The sequence below is a fragment of the Cupriavidus sp. MEYA8 genome (genome assembly GCF_059278825.1).
In genome coordinates this window covers 348912-366836 of the sequence record NZ_CM181222.1, presented here as the reverse complement: position 1 = coordinate 366836, position 17925 = coordinate 348912, and the positions used below count along the sequence as shown (strand labels likewise).

The 17925-nt window shown below is 68.7% G+C and carries 15 protein-coding genes and 1 pseudogene; 8 read left to right on the top strand and 8 right to left on the bottom strand.

Annotation, left to right across the window (positions count from 1 at the left end):
- Positions 1 to 461 precede the first annotated feature (461 nt).
- From AC5WJ1_RS18795 to AC5WJ1_RS18780, 4 genes are read right to left on the bottom strand one after another with little or no spacing between them, the layout of a single operon-like run.
- On the bottom strand, positions 462 to 1544 hold the full coding sequence (locus tag AC5WJ1_RS18795; protein WP_135703752.1) for a vWA domain-containing protein: 1083 nt from the start codon (positions 1542 to 1544) through the stop codon (positions 462 to 464).
- Positions 1541 to 2539, bottom strand: a complete 999-nt coding sequence (locus tag AC5WJ1_RS18790; protein ID WP_494476875.1) for a DUF58 domain-containing protein — start codon at positions 2537 to 2539, stop codon at positions 1541 to 1543. The genes AC5WJ1_RS18795 and AC5WJ1_RS18790 overlap by 4 nt, the downstream gene beginning before the upstream one ends.
- The gene (locus AC5WJ1_RS18785; protein WP_494476874.1) at positions 2517 to 3530 is read right to left on the bottom strand and encodes an AAA family ATPase; all 1014 of its coding nucleotides are present in this window, start codon (positions 3528 to 3530) and stop codon (positions 2517 to 2519) included. Before AC5WJ1_RS18785 ends, AC5WJ1_RS18790 begins: the two co-directional genes overlap by 23 nt.
- Before the next feature lie 13 nt (positions 3531 to 3543).
- Entirely contained in the window at positions 3544 to 4467 is a 924-nt protein-coding gene (locus tag AC5WJ1_RS18780) for a S1C family serine protease (protein ID WP_133095275.1), read from the bottom strand.
- A gap of 74 nt (positions 4468 to 4541) precedes the next feature.
- Between AC5WJ1_RS18780 and AC5WJ1_RS18775 the strand changes: the two genes are divergently transcribed.
- Both AC5WJ1_RS18775 and AC5WJ1_RS18770 read left to right on the top strand, forming a co-directional pair.
- Positions 4542 to 5603 (top strand): VWA domain-containing protein, encoded by a 1062-nt coding sequence (locus tag AC5WJ1_RS18775; protein ID WP_133095274.1) that lies wholly within the window; start codon positions 4542 to 4544, stop codon positions 5601 to 5603.
- 182 nt (positions 5604 to 5785) lie between these two features.
- Positions 5786 to 7087, top strand: a complete 1302-nt coding sequence (locus AC5WJ1_RS18770) for a UDP-N-acetylglucosamine 1-carboxyvinyltransferase (RefSeq protein ID WP_133095273.1) — start codon at positions 5786 to 5788, stop codon at positions 7085 to 7087.
- A 41-nt stretch (positions 7088 to 7128) separates the two neighbouring features.
- On the opposite strand, the gene AC5WJ1_RS18765 is transcribed toward AC5WJ1_RS18770, so the two are convergent.
- On the bottom strand, positions 7129 to 7980 hold the full coding sequence (locus AC5WJ1_RS18765) for a MipA/OmpV family protein (RefSeq protein ID WP_135703753.1): 852 nt from the start codon (positions 7978 to 7980) through the stop codon (positions 7129 to 7131).
- 584 nt (positions 7981 to 8564) lie between these two features.
- Complete coding sequence (locus tag AC5WJ1_RS18760) at positions 8565 to 9017, bottom strand: cupin domain-containing protein (RefSeq protein ID WP_133095271.1); 453 nt, start codon at positions 9015 to 9017, stop codon at positions 8565 to 8567.
- A gap of 283 nt (positions 9018 to 9300) precedes the next feature.
- Here AC5WJ1_RS18760 and AC5WJ1_RS18755 point away from each other — a divergent pair, with 283 nt between their 5' ends.
- Complete coding sequence (locus tag AC5WJ1_RS18755; protein WP_133095399.1) at positions 9301 to 9711, top strand: cupin domain-containing protein; 411 nt, start codon at positions 9301 to 9303, stop codon at positions 9709 to 9711.
- 35 nt (positions 9712 to 9746) lie between these two features.
- On the opposite strand, the gene AC5WJ1_RS18750 is transcribed toward AC5WJ1_RS18755, so the two are convergent.
- On the bottom strand, positions 9747 to 10682 hold the full coding sequence (locus AC5WJ1_RS18750; RefSeq protein WP_133095270.1) for a LysR substrate-binding domain-containing protein: 936 nt from the start codon (positions 10680 to 10682) through the stop codon (positions 9747 to 9749).
- A 114-nt stretch (positions 10683 to 10796) separates the two neighbouring features.
- On the opposite strand from AC5WJ1_RS18750, the gene AC5WJ1_RS18745 reads away from it, so the two are divergent.
- The 5 genes and pseudogenes from AC5WJ1_RS18745 to AC5WJ1_RS18725 all read left to right on the top strand — a co-directional run bounded on the left by AC5WJ1_RS18745 (position 10797) and on the right by AC5WJ1_RS18725 (position 16873).
- Positions 10797 to 14372: an indolepyruvate ferredoxin oxidoreductase family protein gene (locus tag AC5WJ1_RS18745; protein ID WP_434034184.1), complete on the top strand. Its 3576-nt coding sequence runs from the start codon at positions 10797 to 10799 to the stop codon at positions 14370 to 14372.
- Positions 14373 to 14466: 94 nt separating this feature from the next.
- Positions 14467 to 14808, top strand: a complete 342-nt coding sequence (locus AC5WJ1_RS18740; protein ID WP_135703755.1) for a hypothetical protein — start codon at positions 14467 to 14469, stop codon at positions 14806 to 14808.
- A gap of 30 nt (positions 14809 to 14838) precedes the next feature.
- Positions 14839 to 15042, top strand: a complete 204-nt coding sequence (locus tag AC5WJ1_RS18735) for a tripartite tricarboxylate transporter substrate-binding protein (protein ID WP_240745867.1) — start codon at positions 14839 to 14841, stop codon at positions 15040 to 15042.
- Positions 15003 to 15706 (top strand): annotated as a pseudogene (locus AC5WJ1_RS18730) (M24 family metallopeptidase); the annotation flags it as partial. The gene AC5WJ1_RS18735 and the pseudogene AC5WJ1_RS18730, both read left to right, overlap by 40 nt.
- Before the next feature lie 138 nt (positions 15707 to 15844).
- On the top strand, positions 15845 to 16873 hold the full coding sequence (locus AC5WJ1_RS18725; RefSeq protein ID WP_135703756.1) for a transporter: 1029 nt from the start codon (positions 15845 to 15847) through the stop codon (positions 16871 to 16873).
- Here the strand turns inward: AC5WJ1_RS18725 and AC5WJ1_RS18720 are convergent.
- A complete protein-coding gene (locus AC5WJ1_RS18720) occupies positions 16827 to 17846 on the bottom strand; it encodes an NAD-dependent epimerase/dehydratase family protein (RefSeq protein WP_494476873.1) in 1020 nt (339 codons plus the stop codon). The two genes, AC5WJ1_RS18725 and AC5WJ1_RS18720, sit on opposite strands and share 47 nt — an antisense overlap.
- Between the last annotated feature and the right edge of the window lie 79 nt (positions 17847 to 17925).

Below are 17925 nucleotides of genomic sequence, written 5' to 3'. Positions count from 1 at the left end.
GGCAAGCCGATGATAGGTGTCGGCCCGATGATAAAAAAAACGATATCTGCGCATGGAGGCATGCGCGCAGCGCATGGCGGGGCGGGCGAAGCGGGCGGGGGATCACGGCAAAGCCGCGCCGGGCCAAGGCTGGCGGGCAGCGGGGCGCAAAGCCTTGTGCCGCGCCGCCGGCAAGGGCAAGGCATCGGATATCAGGGTTTGCCCTGATGCCGGCAACAGGGCATGCGCTCCGCGCATGCCTCGGCCCGGGGCGCCGCATCAAACGCTGGCGCGATATCTGGAGCGCGGGGCACTCGGTGTCGGGTGTCGCGCAGGTGGAGTCGGTGGCAGAACTGGTGGCGCGCACGCGGCAGGAATTCGACGCGGCGCGCGCGGCGGCATGCCGGGCGCTGGCGCCGGAGGCTCCTGATTCAGCGCCTGACACAGCGCCCGGCGCGCAACGCCTGGCCTAAGCCGCGGCACTACATCACCCGGCCAAACCACCACAGCGACAGCAGCCCCGCCATCGCCGCCAGCAGCGCGCCCAGCGCGGTGAAGAACGCGGTGACCTCCACCTGGTCGCGCTTGTCGAAGGCCAGCTTGGCGTTGAGCGCGCTGTACACCTTCTTCAGCTGGGCCGTGTCTTCCAGCCGGAAGTACTCGGCGCCGGTTGCGTTGGCGACCTGCTTCAGGACCTTCTCGTCCAGCCTGACGCGGGACGACATGCCGTCGACCGACAGCACCACGCCCTCGGGGGTGCCGACGCCCACGGTATAGACGCGCACGCCGTAGTTGGCGGCCAGCTCCGCGGCCTGCAGCGCGCCCGGGCCGGCGTTGCTCTCGCCGTCGGAGAACACCACGATCGCGCCCGCGCCGTACGAGCCGGGCGAGACCGGCTCCGTGTCGCTGTCGGGGGACGAGGAGGCGCTGCCCGGGACCGCCGGCTTCTTCGGCTGCGGGCTGTCGTCGTTCATCAGGCGTTCGGCCTCGTTGGTGGCCTGCGGCAGCAGCTCAGTCAGCGCGATCAGCAGGCCATTGCCCAGCGCCGTGCCGCCCTGCGGCTTCAGGCGCTCGATGGCGGCAGCCACGTCGTCCTTGCTGCGGCTTGGGGCCTGCGCCACGGCCGCGGTGCCGGCCATCGCCACCACGCCGACGCTGACGCTCGCGGGCTGGTCTTCCAGCAAGACCCGGGCGGCCTGCTGCGCCGCGCGGATGCGGGTGGGCTTGATGTCCTTCGCGCGCATGCTTCCGGACAGGTCGATGACCAGGATCACGGTCTTGATGCGCGAGGGCAGCGTCAGCAGGGCCTGGGGCCGGGCGATGGCGACGATCAGCGCGGTCAGCGCCAGCAGCGTCAGGGCTGGTGCCACATGGCGGCGCCAGCCCGCGCCGCCGCGGACGGGCACGCCGACAGACTTCAGCGCGGGGTAGTGCACGGTCGCGCGCCGGCGGCGCGCATCCAGCCACAGGTAGCCGCCCGCCAGCACCAGCACGGTGGCGAGCCCCCACAGCATGCTCGGCCATAGGAAGCTGAAGACGGGCAGGCGGGTTATCGCTTCGGTCATGCCGCACCCCTGGCGGTTCCTTGCCGGTGGCGCCGCTGGCGCGTGAAACTCAGCAGCGCCAGGTCCAGCCGGACGTAGGTCGACAGCGTCAGGCACTGCACGCCGGCCCGCGCGAAGGCATTGTGCAGCTCGGCCTCGCGCGCCTCGGCCGCGGCGGCGAAGCGCTTGCGGAAGGCCGGGTCATGCGTGTCGACGAAGATCTGCTCGGCGGTCTCGGCATCCTGCAGCACCACCAGGCCCAGGTCGGGCAGGGCCAGTTCGAGCGGATCGACCAGCCGCACCGCCACCACTTCATGGCGCCGCGCCAGCATGCCGAGCGACGCCTGCCAGCCGGTCGCGCTGATGAAGTCGGACACGACGAACACCACCGAGCGCCGCCTGGCAACCAGGCGTGCCTGCTCCAGCAGGTCGCGCAGTCGGGTCTCGCCAGGGCAGGCCGCCGGCGTGGCATGCATGCGGTCGAGCACGTGCAGCAGCTGGCGCCGGCCCGAGCGCGCGGGGATCACGGTCGCGGCCTTTTCGGTGGCGCCGCCATAGAGCACGGCGCCGACGCGGTTGCCGTAGCGCGTCAGCAGCAGCGCCATCACCGTGGTGAAGTCGGTGAGCAGGTCGCGCTTGCGCACCGCGCCCGAGCCGAACTCGACCGATCCGCTCAGGTCCAGCACGAACCACGCCGAGACGTCGCGGTCTTCCTGGAACTCGCGCACGTGCGGGGTCTGCAGCCGCGCGGTCACGTTCCAGTCGATATGGCGCACGTCGTCGCCGGGGCGGTATTCGCGCAGGTCGGCCAGGTCCAGCCCGAAGCCGCGGAACAGCGTGCGGTAGTCGCCCTGCAGCAGCCCGTCGAGGCGGCGCACCACGGTCCATTCGAGCCGTCGCAGCAGCGCCTCGGTCTGCTTGGACCCGACCGCGGCCACTGCCGCGTTGGCGGCAGCGGAGACCTGCGCCGCGGCCTCCGCCTCCCGGCGGCGCCTAGCGCTCAGCCGCCCGAACATGGGATTCCAGCGGCCGCTCGGGGACCGGCTGCGCCTGCAGGATGCGGCCGACCAGATGGTCGGCCGTGACGCCATCGGACATGCCCTCGTAAGACAGCGCCAGGCGGTGGCGCAGGACGTCGGGCACCAGGTCGGCAACGTCTTCCGGCAGCGCATAGTGCCGGCCGCGCAGGAAGGCCAGTGCGCGCGCACCCTCGATCAGGCCGATGGTGGCGCGCGGGCTGGCGCCGAAGGCAATATAGCGGTCCATGTCCTCCACGCCGTAGCTGCCGGGCTTGCGCGTGGCCGCCACCACGCGCACCGCGTACTGGATCAGCGCGGGATCGACATAGACCCTGCGGCACGCCTCCTGCAGCTCGGCCAGGTGCTCGGGCGTGGCGACCGCGCCCACGTTGATGCGCGGGCCGGTGACGCGGTTGACGATCACGACCTCTTCTTCCTCGCTCGGGTAGCCCACCAGCACCTTCATCATGAAGCGGTCGACCTGCGCCTCGGGCAGCGGATAGGTGCCCTCGGTCTCGATCGGGTTCTGCGTGGCCATCACCAGGAAGGGCGACGGCACGCGGTGGGTCTCGCCGGCGATGGTGACCTGCTTCTCCTGCATGACCTCGAGCAGCGCGCTCTGCACCTTGGCCGGCGCGCGGTTGATCTCGTCAGCCAGCAGCAGGTTGGCGAACACCGGGCCGCGCACGGTGGAGAACTCGCCGGTGCCCTGGTTATACATGCGCGTGCCGATCAGGTCGGCGGGCAGCAGGTCGGGCGTGAACTGGATGCGCTTGAACGTGCCGCTCATGGTCCGCGCCAGCGTGTTGACCGTCAGCGTCTTGGCCAGCCCCGGCACCCCTTCGACCAGCAGGTGCCCGCCGGCAAGCATCGCCACCAGCACACGTTCGAGAAAGTGGTCTTGGCCCACGACCACGCGCTTCACCTCGTACAGCAGGCGTTCCATCAAGTCTGCGCTGTCGGCAGCGTCCCTGGCTTGGTCGTTCATAGGCCCCCACGTTTCAGAAAGGAGAAGATCCGATGGCAACGCCGGCGCTCTCGATGGTGACGGCAAAGCCGATCCCGAGGAAAGTGCCGCTCTGGTTAGGGTTGAGGATGGCAGTGACGATGCCGACTACTTCCCCGTCCATGTTCACCAGCGGCCCGCCCGAGTTGCCCGGGTTGGCGGCCGCGTCGAACTGGATGAGCTTGTCCAGGCTCTGCTTGCGGTCGGGCGAGACGAAATGGCGGTCGAGCCCGGAGACCACGCCGGCCGACACCGACGGGCCGATGCCGAACGGGAAGCCGACCGCCACGACTTCGCTGCCGGGCGCCAGATCACGGCTGGAGCCGAGTGTCGCCGCCGGCAGGTCGTCGGGAATGGATTTGGGCCGGAGCACGGCGAGGTCTTTCTCGGGGATGGCCTGCACCACGGTGGCTTCGGCCATGTGGCCGTCGTGGAACCTGACCTCCAGCCGCTTGGCATCGGCGACGACGTGGTAGCTGGTCAGCACCATGCCGGTTTCGGTCACGACCACGCCCGAGCCGATGTGGCGCGCTTCGCGCTTGCCGCCGGCCGGGTCCTTGCCGTCGGGCGGTTCGCGTTTGGCCAGCTCGTCCTGTGGCGCAGGTTGCGAGGCTGGTGACGACTTGCGGCGTGTGGCAGGGGGATCACGCTTCGCCTTCGGCACGGAGGCCGCTTCCACGGGATCCTCCGCCGGCGTATAGCTGCGGATCTCGACCACCGATTCGCGCACCGCCTCTGCTGCCCTGGCGGTGCGCGACGGCAGGCTTTTGGTCCGCAGCGTGTGCAGCACCGCGGCGTCGATATCTGCCTGCTTGAGCACGCGGGGTGGCGGCTGCGACCACCAGGCGATGGCCGCGCCCGCCGCGATGACCACGACCACCGCCGCCGAGGCCAGCCCGTAGATCGTCACCCGTTTCATCGCTGCCCCCGAGGTCCCGTCCCGCCTTAAAAAATACAGTACCATCCTCTTAACCACGCGCCAAGGAGCAGGGCATGCAGTTTCTCTGGCCGCAGATGCTCTGGTTGCTGCTGGCGCTCCCGGTGCTGGCAGCTGCCTACCTGTACCTGCTCGCGCGGCGCAAGAAATCCGCCCTGCTGTATGCCAGCCTTGCGCTGCCCCGCGCCGCGCTGGGCCGGCGCCAACGGCTGCGGCGTCACATCCCCCCAATGCTGTTCCTGGTCGCGCTGGGCGCGGCGCTGCTGGCGTGCGCGCGGCCCACCGCGACCGTCACCCTGCCGTCCGACACGATCACGCTGGTGCTGGCCATGGACATCTCGCGCAGCATGGAGGCCACCGATGTGCCGCCCACGCGCATCGCCGCGGCGCAGCAGGCCGCGCGTGACCTGGTCGTGGGACTTCCGGCCAGCGTGCGGCTCGGCATCGTGTCCTTTGCCGCCACCGCGACCGTGGTGCTGCCGCCGACCAGCAATCGCCAGGATATGCTCGACGCGCTCGATCGGGTCCAGCTGCAACGCGGCACCGCCACCGGCAGCGGGCTGATCCAGGCGCTGGCGGTGCTGTTTCCCGATGACGGCATCGACCTGGAGGCGATACTCTTCAGCGACAGCGCAACCCCGTTCGGCCGCCCGCCGTCGCTCGACGAGGCCGCCGCCGCGGAGGCCGCGCGCAAGCGCGGGCAGGAACGCCAGCCGATGCAGCCCGGCGCATACCGGCATGGCGCGGTGATCCTGCTCAGCGACGGCCGCCGCACCACCGGGCCGGACCCGATCGATGCCGCGCGCATGGCGGCCGAGCGCGGCGTGCGCGTCTATACCGTGGGCTTCGGCTCGCCCCAGGGCGGCGGCGTGCCGGAGTCGAGCCTGGCGTACTTCATGCAGCTCGACGAACCGGCGCTGCGCGCGGTGGCGACGCTGACTGGCGGCGAGTACTTCCAGGCAGGATCGGCCGCCGACCTGACCAGGGTCTATCGCCAGCTCAGCGCCCGTTTCGCGCTGGAGCGCCGGGAAACCGAGCTGAGTGCGCTGTTGTCGGCGGCAGCGGTGCTGCTGCTGGTGCTGGCATCCGGGCTGTCGCTGCTGTGGTTCCGGCGCTGACCGGCGCCGGCAGGCGCAGGCCGCGTCACGCGGTGACGGGCGTACCGGTCACTTCATAGCCTGCGGAATCAGCGGCGCTTCTCTGCACGAGCCGGTGTGGTGCGCTGGGGCAGTACAATGCCGGACGCTTGTTTTACCGGATCTGCCGGATCTGCCTTTCCCGCCACCCGACCGCATCGCCCATGTCCAATCTCATCGTCCACGGTGGCACGCCCCTGCGCGGCCGCATCATCCCTTCGGCCAACAAGAATGCAGTGCTGCCGGTGCTTTGCGCCACGCTGCTGACCGACCAGCCGCTGCGCCTGCACGGCGTGCCGGACATCACCGATGTCCGCAAGATCCTCGATATTTTCCGCATGCTGGGCAGCGATGTCCGTCTCGATGAAGCCACCGGTACGCTCGACCTGCACCACCGCGACACCACTTTCGACGCAGCCACGCACCGGCTCCCGGAAGAAATGCGCTCGTCTATCATGCTGGTGCCGCCGCTGCTGGCCCGCTTCGGCGTGGCGCGGCTGGAAGACAACGTCAAGGGCTGCACGCTGGGCGTGCGCGAGATCGACCCGCACGTCGACATCTTCCGCTCGTTCGGCGGCGCGGTGGAGCGCGCCAGCGGCTCGCTGCTGGTGCGCAGCGGCGAGCCGCTGAAGCCCACGCACCACTGGCTCGACTATGCCTCGGTGACCACCACCGAGAACTTCGTGCTGTGCGCGGCCGCTGCCGAAGGCGAATCGACGCTGACCAATGCCGCGTCCGAGCCGCACGTGCAGGAGTTCTGCCGCTTCATGCAGATGATTGGCGCCGACATCGACGGCATCGGCACCTCGCGGCTGACCGTGCGCGGCGGCGGCCGGCTGCGCGGGGGCGAGTTCACCTTCGAGGAAGATTTCCACGAGATCACCACTTTCCTCGCGCTGGGCGCGATCACCGGCGGCGACGTGGTGGTGCGCAACAGCACGCCGGGCAACTTCCCGCTGATCGACCGCACCTTCGCCAAGTTCGGCGTGCAGGTAGTGCACGAGGACGGCTGGTCGCGCGCGCTGCTGCAGGGACCGCTGAAGGTGCAGACGCCTTTTACCAGCAATGTGCTGACCAAGGTCGAGGCCGCGCCGTGGCCGTATTTCCCGGTCGACCTGCTGCCGATCTTTATCGCGCTGGGCGTGCGTGCGCAGGGCAATGCGATGTTCTGGAACAAGATCTACGACGGCGCGCTCGGCTGGACCGGCGAGCTGTCGAAGTTCGGCGCGCATGTGTTCCAGTCGGACCCGCACCGGCTGATCACCTTCGGCGGCAATCCGCTGACGCCGGCGGTGGTGGAAAGCCCGTACATCATCCGCGTCGCGATCGCGCTGTTCATGGTCGCGGCCAGCATCGAAGGCCGCTCGGAAATCCGCAACGCCACGCCGATCCGGCGCGCGCATCCGCGCTTTGTCGAGAACCTGCGCAGCCTCGGCGTCCATGTCGAGTGGACCAGCGAGGAATGATCGTCGTGCGCGCGCGCTTTTACCCGCCGTGCTTTTACCCGCTATTCCCGGCTGGGAACCCGCGTCGCTGATTCGCCGAAGATCCAGGTCAGTGCCACGCCGGCCGCGAACGCGTCCTTGCGCCGGACCAGCGGGCTGTCCTCGAAGGTGGCGCCGTCCAGCCGGTCATAGCGCATGAAGGCACCCAGCCAGACATGGCGGAAGCGGCGCGACAGCGTCGCCATCGCCATGCTGCCGGCGTAGCCGCCATGGGCCGCGTAGGCCGGCCGCGTAGCGGTCGCGAACTGCGCCTCGACGGCATAGAAGTACTGGTTGTAGCGTGCGGTGGCGAACAGCGGCCCGGCCGTGACGCCCAGGTTCCAGCCCGCGAAGCCGCCCAGGTCGGCGATGTCGAGATGCAGGTTTGGCGAGAAGATCCAGCCGATCGCGCGGGGCGAGGATTCCACTGTCAGGGCCAGCCGCACCGGCAGCCGCAGGTCGAGGCGGGTGCGGTCCGAGTCGGAATGCCATAGCGTCAGGTTCAGCGAGGGGCCGATTTCCACCGCTGTCTTCAGGTCGGGCATGCCGCGGCGCGCTTCGTCGTCGCCGCTTTCCACCGGCAGCGAAAGTCCCAGGCTGACGTTGAGTTCGACGCGGTCGCTGTCGAACAGCTTGCCGCGCACGCCATTGCGGTCGGCGCGCAGGTGCTCGCCACGGTAGATGAAATAGGGCACGGGAAACAGCAGGCTGGCGCGTTGGTCCGAGCCACGGTAGTGCGGCACGGTGATGCCGCCGAGGCCGAGCCCGACTTCCCAAAGCGGTCGTTCTACCTCATCGAGATCCTGTGCCGCGCAGGTCGTGCCAAATGCCGCGGCGGCGAGCGCCAGCGCGCCGCAACGCCTGCATCGCCGCATATCGTACCGGGGAGATTGCGCGCCCTGCAAAATTTACACGCCTGCCAGGCCGTGCGGCCCTTTTCAGCGCACCGGGTCGGGAGGCGTCACCACGCTGACGCCATGCACATGCACCATCTTCCCGCCCCGCCATCCTGGAATCGGGTGTTTGGCAATACTGGCAGGTGTGCGCACGGCAACTCTCCTCTGCGGGCCCGATGTGCCAGCGCAGGCGCAAGAGCCGTACCCACTCGCGCGGCGGCGTGAGGGCTTCATACCCTACACACTGTCAGTGGCATGAGCAAAATCACAAAGGGCCGCCCAGCGGCGGCCCGTCACGAGCGGTCGTCTTTCCGGCCGTTCCAGCCGGGCGGATAGAGCGGATGACGCAACGCGGCATACACCAGAACCACGGCTGCCACGGCGGTGATCCAGTCGAGCAGGTCCATAACCCTCCTTGCGGCCCCCGGTGACTGGCATGCCCGGGGGAACGCTTCCACCATAGTCGAGCCATGGCTGCAGGGGAATGAAGGTGTACGCAGAACCATATGCAAGCGGCGATGGGCGGCCAAGGTCGGTGCAACGTGGCAGCGGGGCCAGCGGCATCAGTGCTCCGGTGGCGGCACGGTCACGCCACATTCCTGCGCCACGGCCAGCAGCTTGTCGAAATCCGGTGCGCCGGGCGCGATTTCCTCATCCAGCCGCGTGAACAGGCGCGAGGCGTTGCCGTTGTGGCTGGTGACCGAAACCATTTCGCCGCCCCCGGCGCCGAAACGGAAGTAGTGGACCGTGCCCGCCGGCACATGGACGAAGGTGCCGGCGACCGCCTGGAAGGCCTGCCCGCCATAGCCGATCTCGATCGTCCCGCGGGTCACGAAGAACGATTCGTCCCAGTCATGGCAATGCGGCGGTGGGCCGGTGCCTTCGTCGCCCTGCTGCAGGAAGACCTCGTAGCCCTGCGTGGCGGCGTTGGAGGCGAGCACGGTGATCTTCTCTCCAACTACGTTGAGCGCGCGCGCATAGGCGTCCGGCGTTACCACAAAGGGTTCTGGCTTCATGATGCGCGCCTCCGTTTGTCGGGACCTGGATCCGGGAATGGCAGCGGCGCCCCGCGCCGGGGTGCCGTGGTGTCAGCCTATTCTAGGCGCGGGAAACGGGCTGTCCTAGTGGATCTCCATGCGCATCGGTGCCGGCCTGGGTCGGCATGCACTGGCGGCGGCCATGCCAGCCAACTACGCTTTGTTGCAGGCGCCGCCGAGGCGCCGCAGTCCCCATCCAGCAGGAGATACCATGCCGCAGCGCATCCACAACATCAAGCAATCGCACGAGCTGTTCAACGGCATGAAGCGCGCCAGACCATACGGCATCGTCGCGCTGGTGCTCAGCGGACTGCTGGCCCTGCAGCCGGCGGTGGCGGCACCCCCGGAAGCCAAGGTCACGCTGCTGACGACCGAGCCCTTGCCGCAATACCCGGGCAAGGAAGTGCAGATCATCATGGTGGAATATCCGCCCGGCGGTGCCGACCCGGTACATCGCCACGATGCGCATGGATTTATCTATGTGCTGGAAGGGACCATCGTGATGGGCGTCAGGGGCGGCAAGGAAGTTACGCTGACCGCCGGCCAGACCTGGCACGAAGGCCCTGACGATATCCACTCGGTGGGGCACAACGCCAGCAAGACGCAGCCGGCGAAGTTCCTGGTAATGCTGCTGAAGAACAAGGGGGCGCCGATACTGACGCCGGTGAAGTAGGGCGCAACCGTGAGGACGACCGGCCCGGCGAGCCCTCAGCTGCCGCACGCGTGGATCAGGAACTCCCGCAGCGCGTCGGCCGGCTTGCCCAGCTTGCGTCCCGGCTGCCACAGCATGCCGACCTCCATGTCCGGCACCGCGTTGGCGATGGGCCGGGCTTCGATCTGCTTGCCTTCCAGCGACCACGGCCGGTATACCATGTCGGACAGCACGGTGACGCCGAAGCCGTGCGCGACCAGCCCGCGCAGTGCCTCCATCGACCCGGTGCGGAAGGCGATATTGGGCGAGAGCCGCAGGCTGCGCCAGTAGCGCATGGTCGATTCCTCGGCCTCGTCGACCGTGATCAGGATGTACGGGTAAGCCGCGACGTCGCGCAGCGACGGCCGCTCGATGTCCAGCAGCGGATGGCTGGCCGAGGTCCACAGCTGGCGGCGCGAGCGCATCAGCGTGTGGCGCTTGAAGCGCTGCGGCCGTTCCAGGTTGGACAGCAGCGCGATCCCCAGCTCGATCTCGCCCGCCAGCACGGCGCGCTCGATATCCGGCCGGTCCATGTCAAGCAGGTCCAGCTCGATGTCCGGGTAGTTGGTGCGAAAGCGCGCCAGCAAGCCCGGCAGGAAGTAGCCGAGCACGGTATAGGAGGCGGCCAGGCGCACGCTGCCTTGCAGGCCGTGCACCTGGAAGCGCGGCTCGCGCAGCGCATCCTCGACCGAATCCAGGATCTGGCGCGCATGCTGGTAGAACAGGTGGCCTTCCGCCGTCAGCGTCACGCCGTGCGGGCGCCGCTCGAACAGCCGCACGGCCAGCCGCTGCTCCAGCGCCAGCACGGCGTTGGTCACCGCCGACTGCGACACATGCTCGGCCGTGGCCGCCATCGAGAACTGCCCGGTTTCCGCCGCCGCGACAAAGTAGCGGAACTGCCGCAATGTGATTTCCTTGGCAAGTCTCTCCGAGCTCTCGCGCGCCTTGGCCATGTATGTCTCCGGGGATATCCGTTTTGCAGATATCAGGTGTGGGAATTCTTGATTTTACGATAACCAGCGGGATTCCTACACTGCTCCGGACACCAGAATAAGCACGGAGACATCGTGAACGCACCGCTACCCCACACCCTCCTCGACACCCTCGCCAGCGCCAGCCTGGACGACAAGTACACCCTGGACAAAGGCCGCGTCTACATGAGCGGGGTCCAGGCGCTGGTCCGCCTGCCGATGCTGCAGAAGGCGCGCGACCGCGCCGCCGGCCTGAACACGGCCGGCTTTATCTCCGGCTACCGCGGCTCGCCGCTGGGCGGTGTCGACCAGGCGCTGTGGAAGGCCAAGAAACACCTGGCGGACAACGATGTTGTGTTCCAGCCCGGCGTCAACGAAGACCTTGCCGCCACCGCGGTGTGGGGGTCGCAGCAAGTCAACCTGTTCCCCAACGCCTCGCGCGATGGCGTGTTCTCGATGTGGTATGGCAAGGGTCCGGGCGTGGACCGGTCCATCGACGTGCTCAAGCACGCCAATTCGGCCGGCTCGTCGCGCCATGGCGGCGTGCTGCTGCTGGCCGGCGACGACCATGCCGCCAAGTCCTCCACCGTCGCGCACCAGTCCGAGCACGTGCTGCAGGCCGCCGGCATCCCGGTGCTGTATCCGGCCAACGTGCAGGAATACCTCGACTACGGCCTGCACGGCTGGGCCATGAGCCGCTATTCCGGCCTGTGGGTGTCGATGAAGTGCGTCACCGATGTGGTCGAGTCGACCGCCTCGGTCGAGATCGACCCCGACCGCGTGCAGGTGGTGCTGCCGCAAGACTTTGCCATGCCGGCCGGCGGCCTCAATATCCGCTGGCCCGATACCCCGCTGGAACAGGAAGCGCGCCTGCTCGACCACAAGTGGTATGCGGCGCTCGCCTATGTCCGCGCGAACCGCCTGAACCGCGTGGTGCTCGATTCGCCCAATGCGCGCTTCGGCATCATGACCGCCGGCAAGGCTTACCTGGACGTGCGCCAGGCGCTGGCCGACCTTGGCCTCGACGACGAGACCTGCGCCCGCATCGGCATTCGCGTCTACAAGGTAGGCTGCGTGTGGCCGCTGGAGGCGCATGGCGCGCGCGAGTTCGCCACCGGCCTGGAAGAAATCCTGGTGGTGGAAGAGAAGCGCCAGATCCTGGAATACGCGCTCAAGGAAGAGCTGTACAACTGGCGTGAGGACGTGCGGCCCAAGGTGTTCGGCAAGTTCGACCAGCGCGGCAACGACGGCGGCGAATGGTCGGTGCCGCGCGGCAACTGGCTGCTGCCGGCGCACTACGAGCTGTCGCCGGCGCTGATCGCCAAGGCTATCGCCCGGCGCCTGGAGCGCTTCGACCTGCCGGAAGCCGTGCGCGCCCGCATCGCCGCGCGCGTCGCGGTGATCGAGGCCAAGGAGCGCGAGGCCGCGCAGCCGCGCATCTCGGCCGAGCGCAAGCCCTGGTTCTGCTCGGGCTGCCCGCACAACACCTCCACGCGCGTGCCGGAAGGCTCGCGCGCGCTGGCCGGCATCGGCTGCCACTACATGACCTTGTGGATGGACCGCAATACCGACACCTTCAGCCAGATGGGCGGTGAAGGGGTGGCGTGGACCGGCCAGATGCATTTCACCGGCGACAAGCACGTGTTCGCCAACCTGGGCGACGGCACCTATTTCCACTCGGGCCTGCTGGCGATCCGCGCCTCGATTGCGGCGAAGGCCAATATCACCTACAAGATCCTGTTCAATGACGCGGTGGCGATGACCGGCGGCCAGCCGATCGACGGCGTGCTGACCGTGCCGCAGATTGCCCACCAGGTGCTGGCCGAGGGCGCCAAGAAGCTGGTCGTCGTCACCGACGAGCCGCAGAAGTACGGCGACGGCAGCATGCTGCCGTCCGGCGTGACGGTGTTCCATCGCGACCAGCTCGATGCCGTGCAGCTGGAGCTGCGCGACACCGAGGGCGTCACCATCCTGATCTACGACCAGACCTGCGCCACCGAGAAGCGCCGCCGCCGCAAGCGCGGCACGTATCCCGATCCGGCCAGGCGCGCCTTTATCAACGACGCTGTGTGCGAAGGCTGCGGCGACTGCTCGGCCAAGTCCAACTGCCTGTCGGTGGAACCGCTGGGGACCGAACTGGGCACCAAGCGCCGGATCAACCAGTCGTCGTGCAACAAGGATTTCTCCTGCGTCAACGGCTTCTGCCCCAGCTTCGTCACCGCCGAGGGCGCGCAGGTGCGCAAGCCCGCGGCGGCGGGCGGCAAGGGCGCCGGCGCCGATTTCGAGGCGCTGCCGATGCCAACGCTTCCCGCGCTGGAACGGCCGTATGGCGTGCTGGTGACGGGCGTGGGCGGCACCGGCGTGGTGACCATCGGCGGCTTGCTCGGCATGGCCGCGCACCTGGAGCGCAAGGGCGTCACCGTGCTCGACATGGCAGGCCTGGCGCAGAAGGGCGGGGCGGTGATCAGCCACGTGCAGATCGCACCGGCGCCGCATGACCTGCATGCCACGCGTATCGCCACCGGCGACGCGCGGCTGGTGATCGGCGGCGACGCCATCGTCTCGGCCTCGGCCGAGGTGCTGTCCAAGACCCGGCACGGCGTGACCGCTGCGGTGGTCAACAGCGCCAACACCCCGACCGCCGAGTTCATCAAGAACCCGAAGTGGAAGTTCCCCGGCGCCAGCGCCGAGCAGGACCTGCGCAACAGCGTGGGCGAGGCCAGCGCGTTTATCGACGCCAGCGCCTGGGCCGTGACGCTGCTGGCCGATGCCATCTACTCCAACCCGCTGCTGCTCGGCTTTGCCTGGCAGAAAGGCTGGATCCCGCTGCAGCATGCCAGCCTGCTGCGCGCGATCGAACTCAACGGCGTGTCGGTCGACAAGAACCGCCAGGCGTTCGAATGGGGCCGGTATCTCGCGCACCACGGCGAGGCTGCCGTGAAGGCGCTGCTGCCGGATGCGCCGGCGCAGACGGCCCACGTGGTGGCGTTGCCGCAGACGCTCGACACGCTGATCCGCAAGCGCGAGTCGATGCTGACCGACTACCAGAACGCCGCGTACGCCAGCCGCTACCGTGAAGCGGTCGAGCGTATCCGCGCCGCCGAGCAGAAGCTGGGCGCCGACCGCAAGCTGCCGCTGACCGAAGCGGTGGCGCGCAACCTGGCCAAGCTGATGGCGTACAAGGACGAGTACGAGGTGGCGCGCCTGTACGCCGACCCGGCCTTCCTCGACAAGCTGCGCGCGCAGTTCGAAGGCGAGCCCGGCCGCGACTACCAGCTCAACTTCTGGCTGGCCCCGCCCACGCTGACGAATGCGGGCAAGACCGACAGCAAGGGCCATCCGGTGAAGCGCCGCTTCGGCCCGCGCACGCTGACCGCCTTCCGCCTGCTGGCCCGCCTGAAAGGCCTGCGCGGCACAGCGTTCGACGTGTTCGGCAAGACCGCGGAGCGTCGCGCCGAGCGCGCGCTGGTGGCCGACTACCTGGCCATGGTCGACGAGTTCGCCGCCTCGCTGGGCGCCGACAAGCTCGACACCGCGCTGGCGCTGGCCACGTTGCCCGACGACATCCGCGGCTACGGCCATGTCAAGGAAGCCAGCATGCAGGCAGCGGCCGCGCGCCGCGAAGCACTGCTGGCGGAGTATCGCGGGGCGGCGCGCCGGGCCGCGGCCTGAGCGCCGGCGTGCAACCGGGAAAAGCCCGGGCTGGCCGGACCTGGCATGGTCCGGCCACAATCGGCTATCCTCCCGGCTGCACCCGGAGACTCCCTTGACGCAAGACCCCGCCTTCCACCGCAAGACCGCCACGGACGATGACCTGACGCTGCGCCGCGAGACCATCCGCTGGATGGCCGAGCTGCCCGACGCGGTCCGTCCGGTAGAACTGGGGCGGGCTTTCCCCCGCATCGTCAATACCGTCGCCGCCAAGTGGTTCGATGCGGTCGGATGCCGGCACTACCTGAACGGCCTGCAGTTCGACGACCGCGGCGGCCGCCAGGGCTTTTCGTTCGCGATCGTGCAGGAGATCGCCGCGCTGCGCGAGCATTTCGACGCGGTCTATCCGCCAGACCACGATGTCTGGCAGAAGGCCTTCGATGCCGGCCAGCGCTGACCCGGCTATCGGGTTTTAAGAACCATCGGCATGAATAGCGCAGCGATCACTGCCGGGGGAGAAATGCCGGCGAGTTGCGCATCGTTATCTTTCGGCGGGAAAGTTATCGCCGGCGATTCCAACCTTGCCTTCAATCCTTTCCTGTATCCGAAGCTGCCGTACAACCCGTCGAAGGACCTGACCGGCGTGGCGATGCTGGCCAACTGCAAGTCATGCGCGAGCTGGGCGCACTGACCGACTGGGTGCAGGACCGCTACCGCGAGAGCATCCGCCCCGGCCGCCTGGTGCAGGAACTCGATCACGCCATGGCGGCGCTGATGGTCGAGGAAGCCGCCCGGCGCTTTCCCGGCGAGGACTTCGACATCCTCAAGTGCTGGACGCTCACCGGCCCGGCCTCGGCCTCGCCGCATGGCGACGGCGCCGCGTGCGGATCGCGCATCGCCGAAGGCGACACCATCGTCAATCTCATACTGCCGCGGCTGAACGGCCTCTATGTCGAGAACGAGCGCACATGGTTCTGCGGCCGGCCCGGAGACGAGCAGGCGCGGCTCTACCAGGTCGCGGCCCGCGCGACCGATGCCGCCGTCGCCTCCGCGGTGCCCGGCCGGCGCGTCTGCGACATGGACGCCGCCGCACAAGCGGTGATCGAAGCGGCCGGCTGCGGACAGTACGTGTTCCACCGCACCGGGCATGCGGTCGGGCTGATGCTGCACGAGTATCCCGAAGACATGGCCTTCAACACGCGCGCGCTGCTGGCGGGAGAGGTGTATTCGTCGGAGCCGGGGCTGTACGTCTACGGGCTGGGCGGATTCCGGCTCGATGACACGGTCATCGTCGGGAAGTGCCCGAGGTGATCGTGAAGACGCCGAAGACGCTGGAGTACGCGACGGTGTTGTAGGGGCCGACAAGGCAGGGCGGCGCCGGAAGCCGCAAACGCACAGACCAGACCCGGGACCACCCGCGCCTTCATTTTCCGACACTGTCATTGCGGCGTGATAACGTCGCGCGAGGCAAATTCCATGTGAAGGGAGCAGGCATGCAAGCGGGCATTGTCGAGGCGGGCTATGGATCGGACCCGGTCGGCCTGGTCAGCGGTTTCCTGTTCGCGCCCGGCGGGGCCATGCGCGAGATCGATTCGCGGGGCGCGGCGGCTTGGCTGCAGCAGGCGCCGCCGGCTGCCGCGCACGAGCGCTGCTTCGTCTGGCTGCATTTCAACCTGTCCCACAGCGCCTGCGAACGCTGGATGAAGGGGCACCTGGGGCTGCCGGACGAATACTTCGAGGCGCTGCGCCAGGGCTCGCGCTCGACGCGGATCGAGCGTCTGGACACCGCGCTGCTGGCCGTGGTCAACGATGTGATCTACAACTTCGGCGTCTCATCGACGGACATTTCGACCATGTGGGCCCACGCTGACCACCGCCTGCTGGTCACGGCCCGGGCGCGGCCGCTGCGCTCGGTGGACCGGCTGCGCGAGGCGGTGCGGCACGGCGAGGCGTTCCGCTCGCCGGCGGACCTGATGGTGCACCTGCTGCGCGACCAGGCCGACGTGCTGGTGCAGATCGTGCGCGAGACCGGCGTGAACGTCGACCAGATCGAGGACCAGCTGCTGTCGCAGCGGCTGCAGGGCAACCGCGCCGATCTGGGCGCGATGCGGCGCGGCCTGGTGCGGCTGCAACGGCTGCTGGCGCCCGAGCCGGGCGCGCTGTTCCGGCTGCTGAACCGGCCGCCGGCGTGGCTGCAGGAAACCGACCTGCAGGAGCTGCGCGAATCGACCGAAGAGTTCTCGCTGGTGCTCAACGACCTTGCCGCGCTGGTCGAACGCATCAAGCTGCTGCAGGAAGAGATCGCCGCCAAGCTCAACGAGCAGACCAACCGCACGCTGTTCACGCTGACGCTGGTGACCGTGCTGGCGCTGCCGATCAATATCGTGGCCGGCTTCTTTGGCATGAACGTGGGCGGCATCCCGCTGGCCGAGCATCCGCACGGCTTCTGGGTGCTGGTGGCACTGGTGGCCAGCTTCACTGTGCTGGCGGGGCGCTGGGCGTTTCGCAAGCAGGCAGGTTAGCGACGTTGGCGAGGTTGGCGGCGTGCCGGCCAGGCTGGCATGCCGCCAGCGTCTGCCGGATGCCCTCGGCGTAGGGCGTCTTGCGGATCGGCCCGATCAGCCGCTGCAGCGCGGCATCGTCCAGGATCAGCGGATCGGTCATCAGGTAGTGCATCTCGACCAGTTCGCGCATGAACGGGTTGAACAGCCCGAGCAGGCGCAGCATGCCCTTGCCGGCGATGCGCAGCCTGAGCCGGCGGCCGGTCTGCCTTTCCATCTCCAATACCAGTTCGCGCTGTGTCGTGGCGCCGGCGCCGGCCAGGTGCCAGATCCTGCCGAAGGCCGCGGGCGTATCCGCCAGCCGCGCCACCACCGGCCCCACGTCCGGCACATAGACGAACTCGTGCGGCGCATCGATCGGCCCGATCATGTCCGCGGTGCCGCCGGATACGGCAGCCTGCGCGGCGCGGTGCAGCAGGCTGGCCTGCACGCCCGGGCCGTAGAAGTCGGGCAGCCGCAGCACCGTGGCGCGGATGCGCCCGGCGGCGTCGGCCTGCATCAGCAGGTCTTCCTGCGCCTTGCGCATGCGGCCCTTGAAGGTATGCGGCGCGCGCGGGTGGTCCTCGCTGACCGGATTGCCGCCCCGGACGCGTCCGTAGGGGTAGACGGTGCCGATCAGGATGAATTGCCTGACGCCCGCTGCGAGCGCGCCATCCAGTGTCTTGCGCAGCAGTTCCGGGTGCAGGTCGAAGCGCCAGTAGTCGACGCCGACCATGTAGACCAGCGTGTCGATGCCGCTCGCCGCGGCCTGGACGGAGGCCGGCGAATCGGGGTCCCACGCGACGATCTCGGCGAGCGGGTCGGCCCCGAAGGCCTGGTGGAGGCGCGCCGCATCGCGGCCGACTACGCGATACGGCTGGCCCCGGCCTGCCAGTGCGGCGGCGATGCTGTGGCCAATGGCGCCGGCGGCGCCAAACAGCGCGATCCTGGACATGGGATTCTCCTTGGCATGGGTGCTGTCGTGGTCTGATGCAGGCCAGTTTGCGGGCATCTCGGCAAAAAGAAAATTGCCT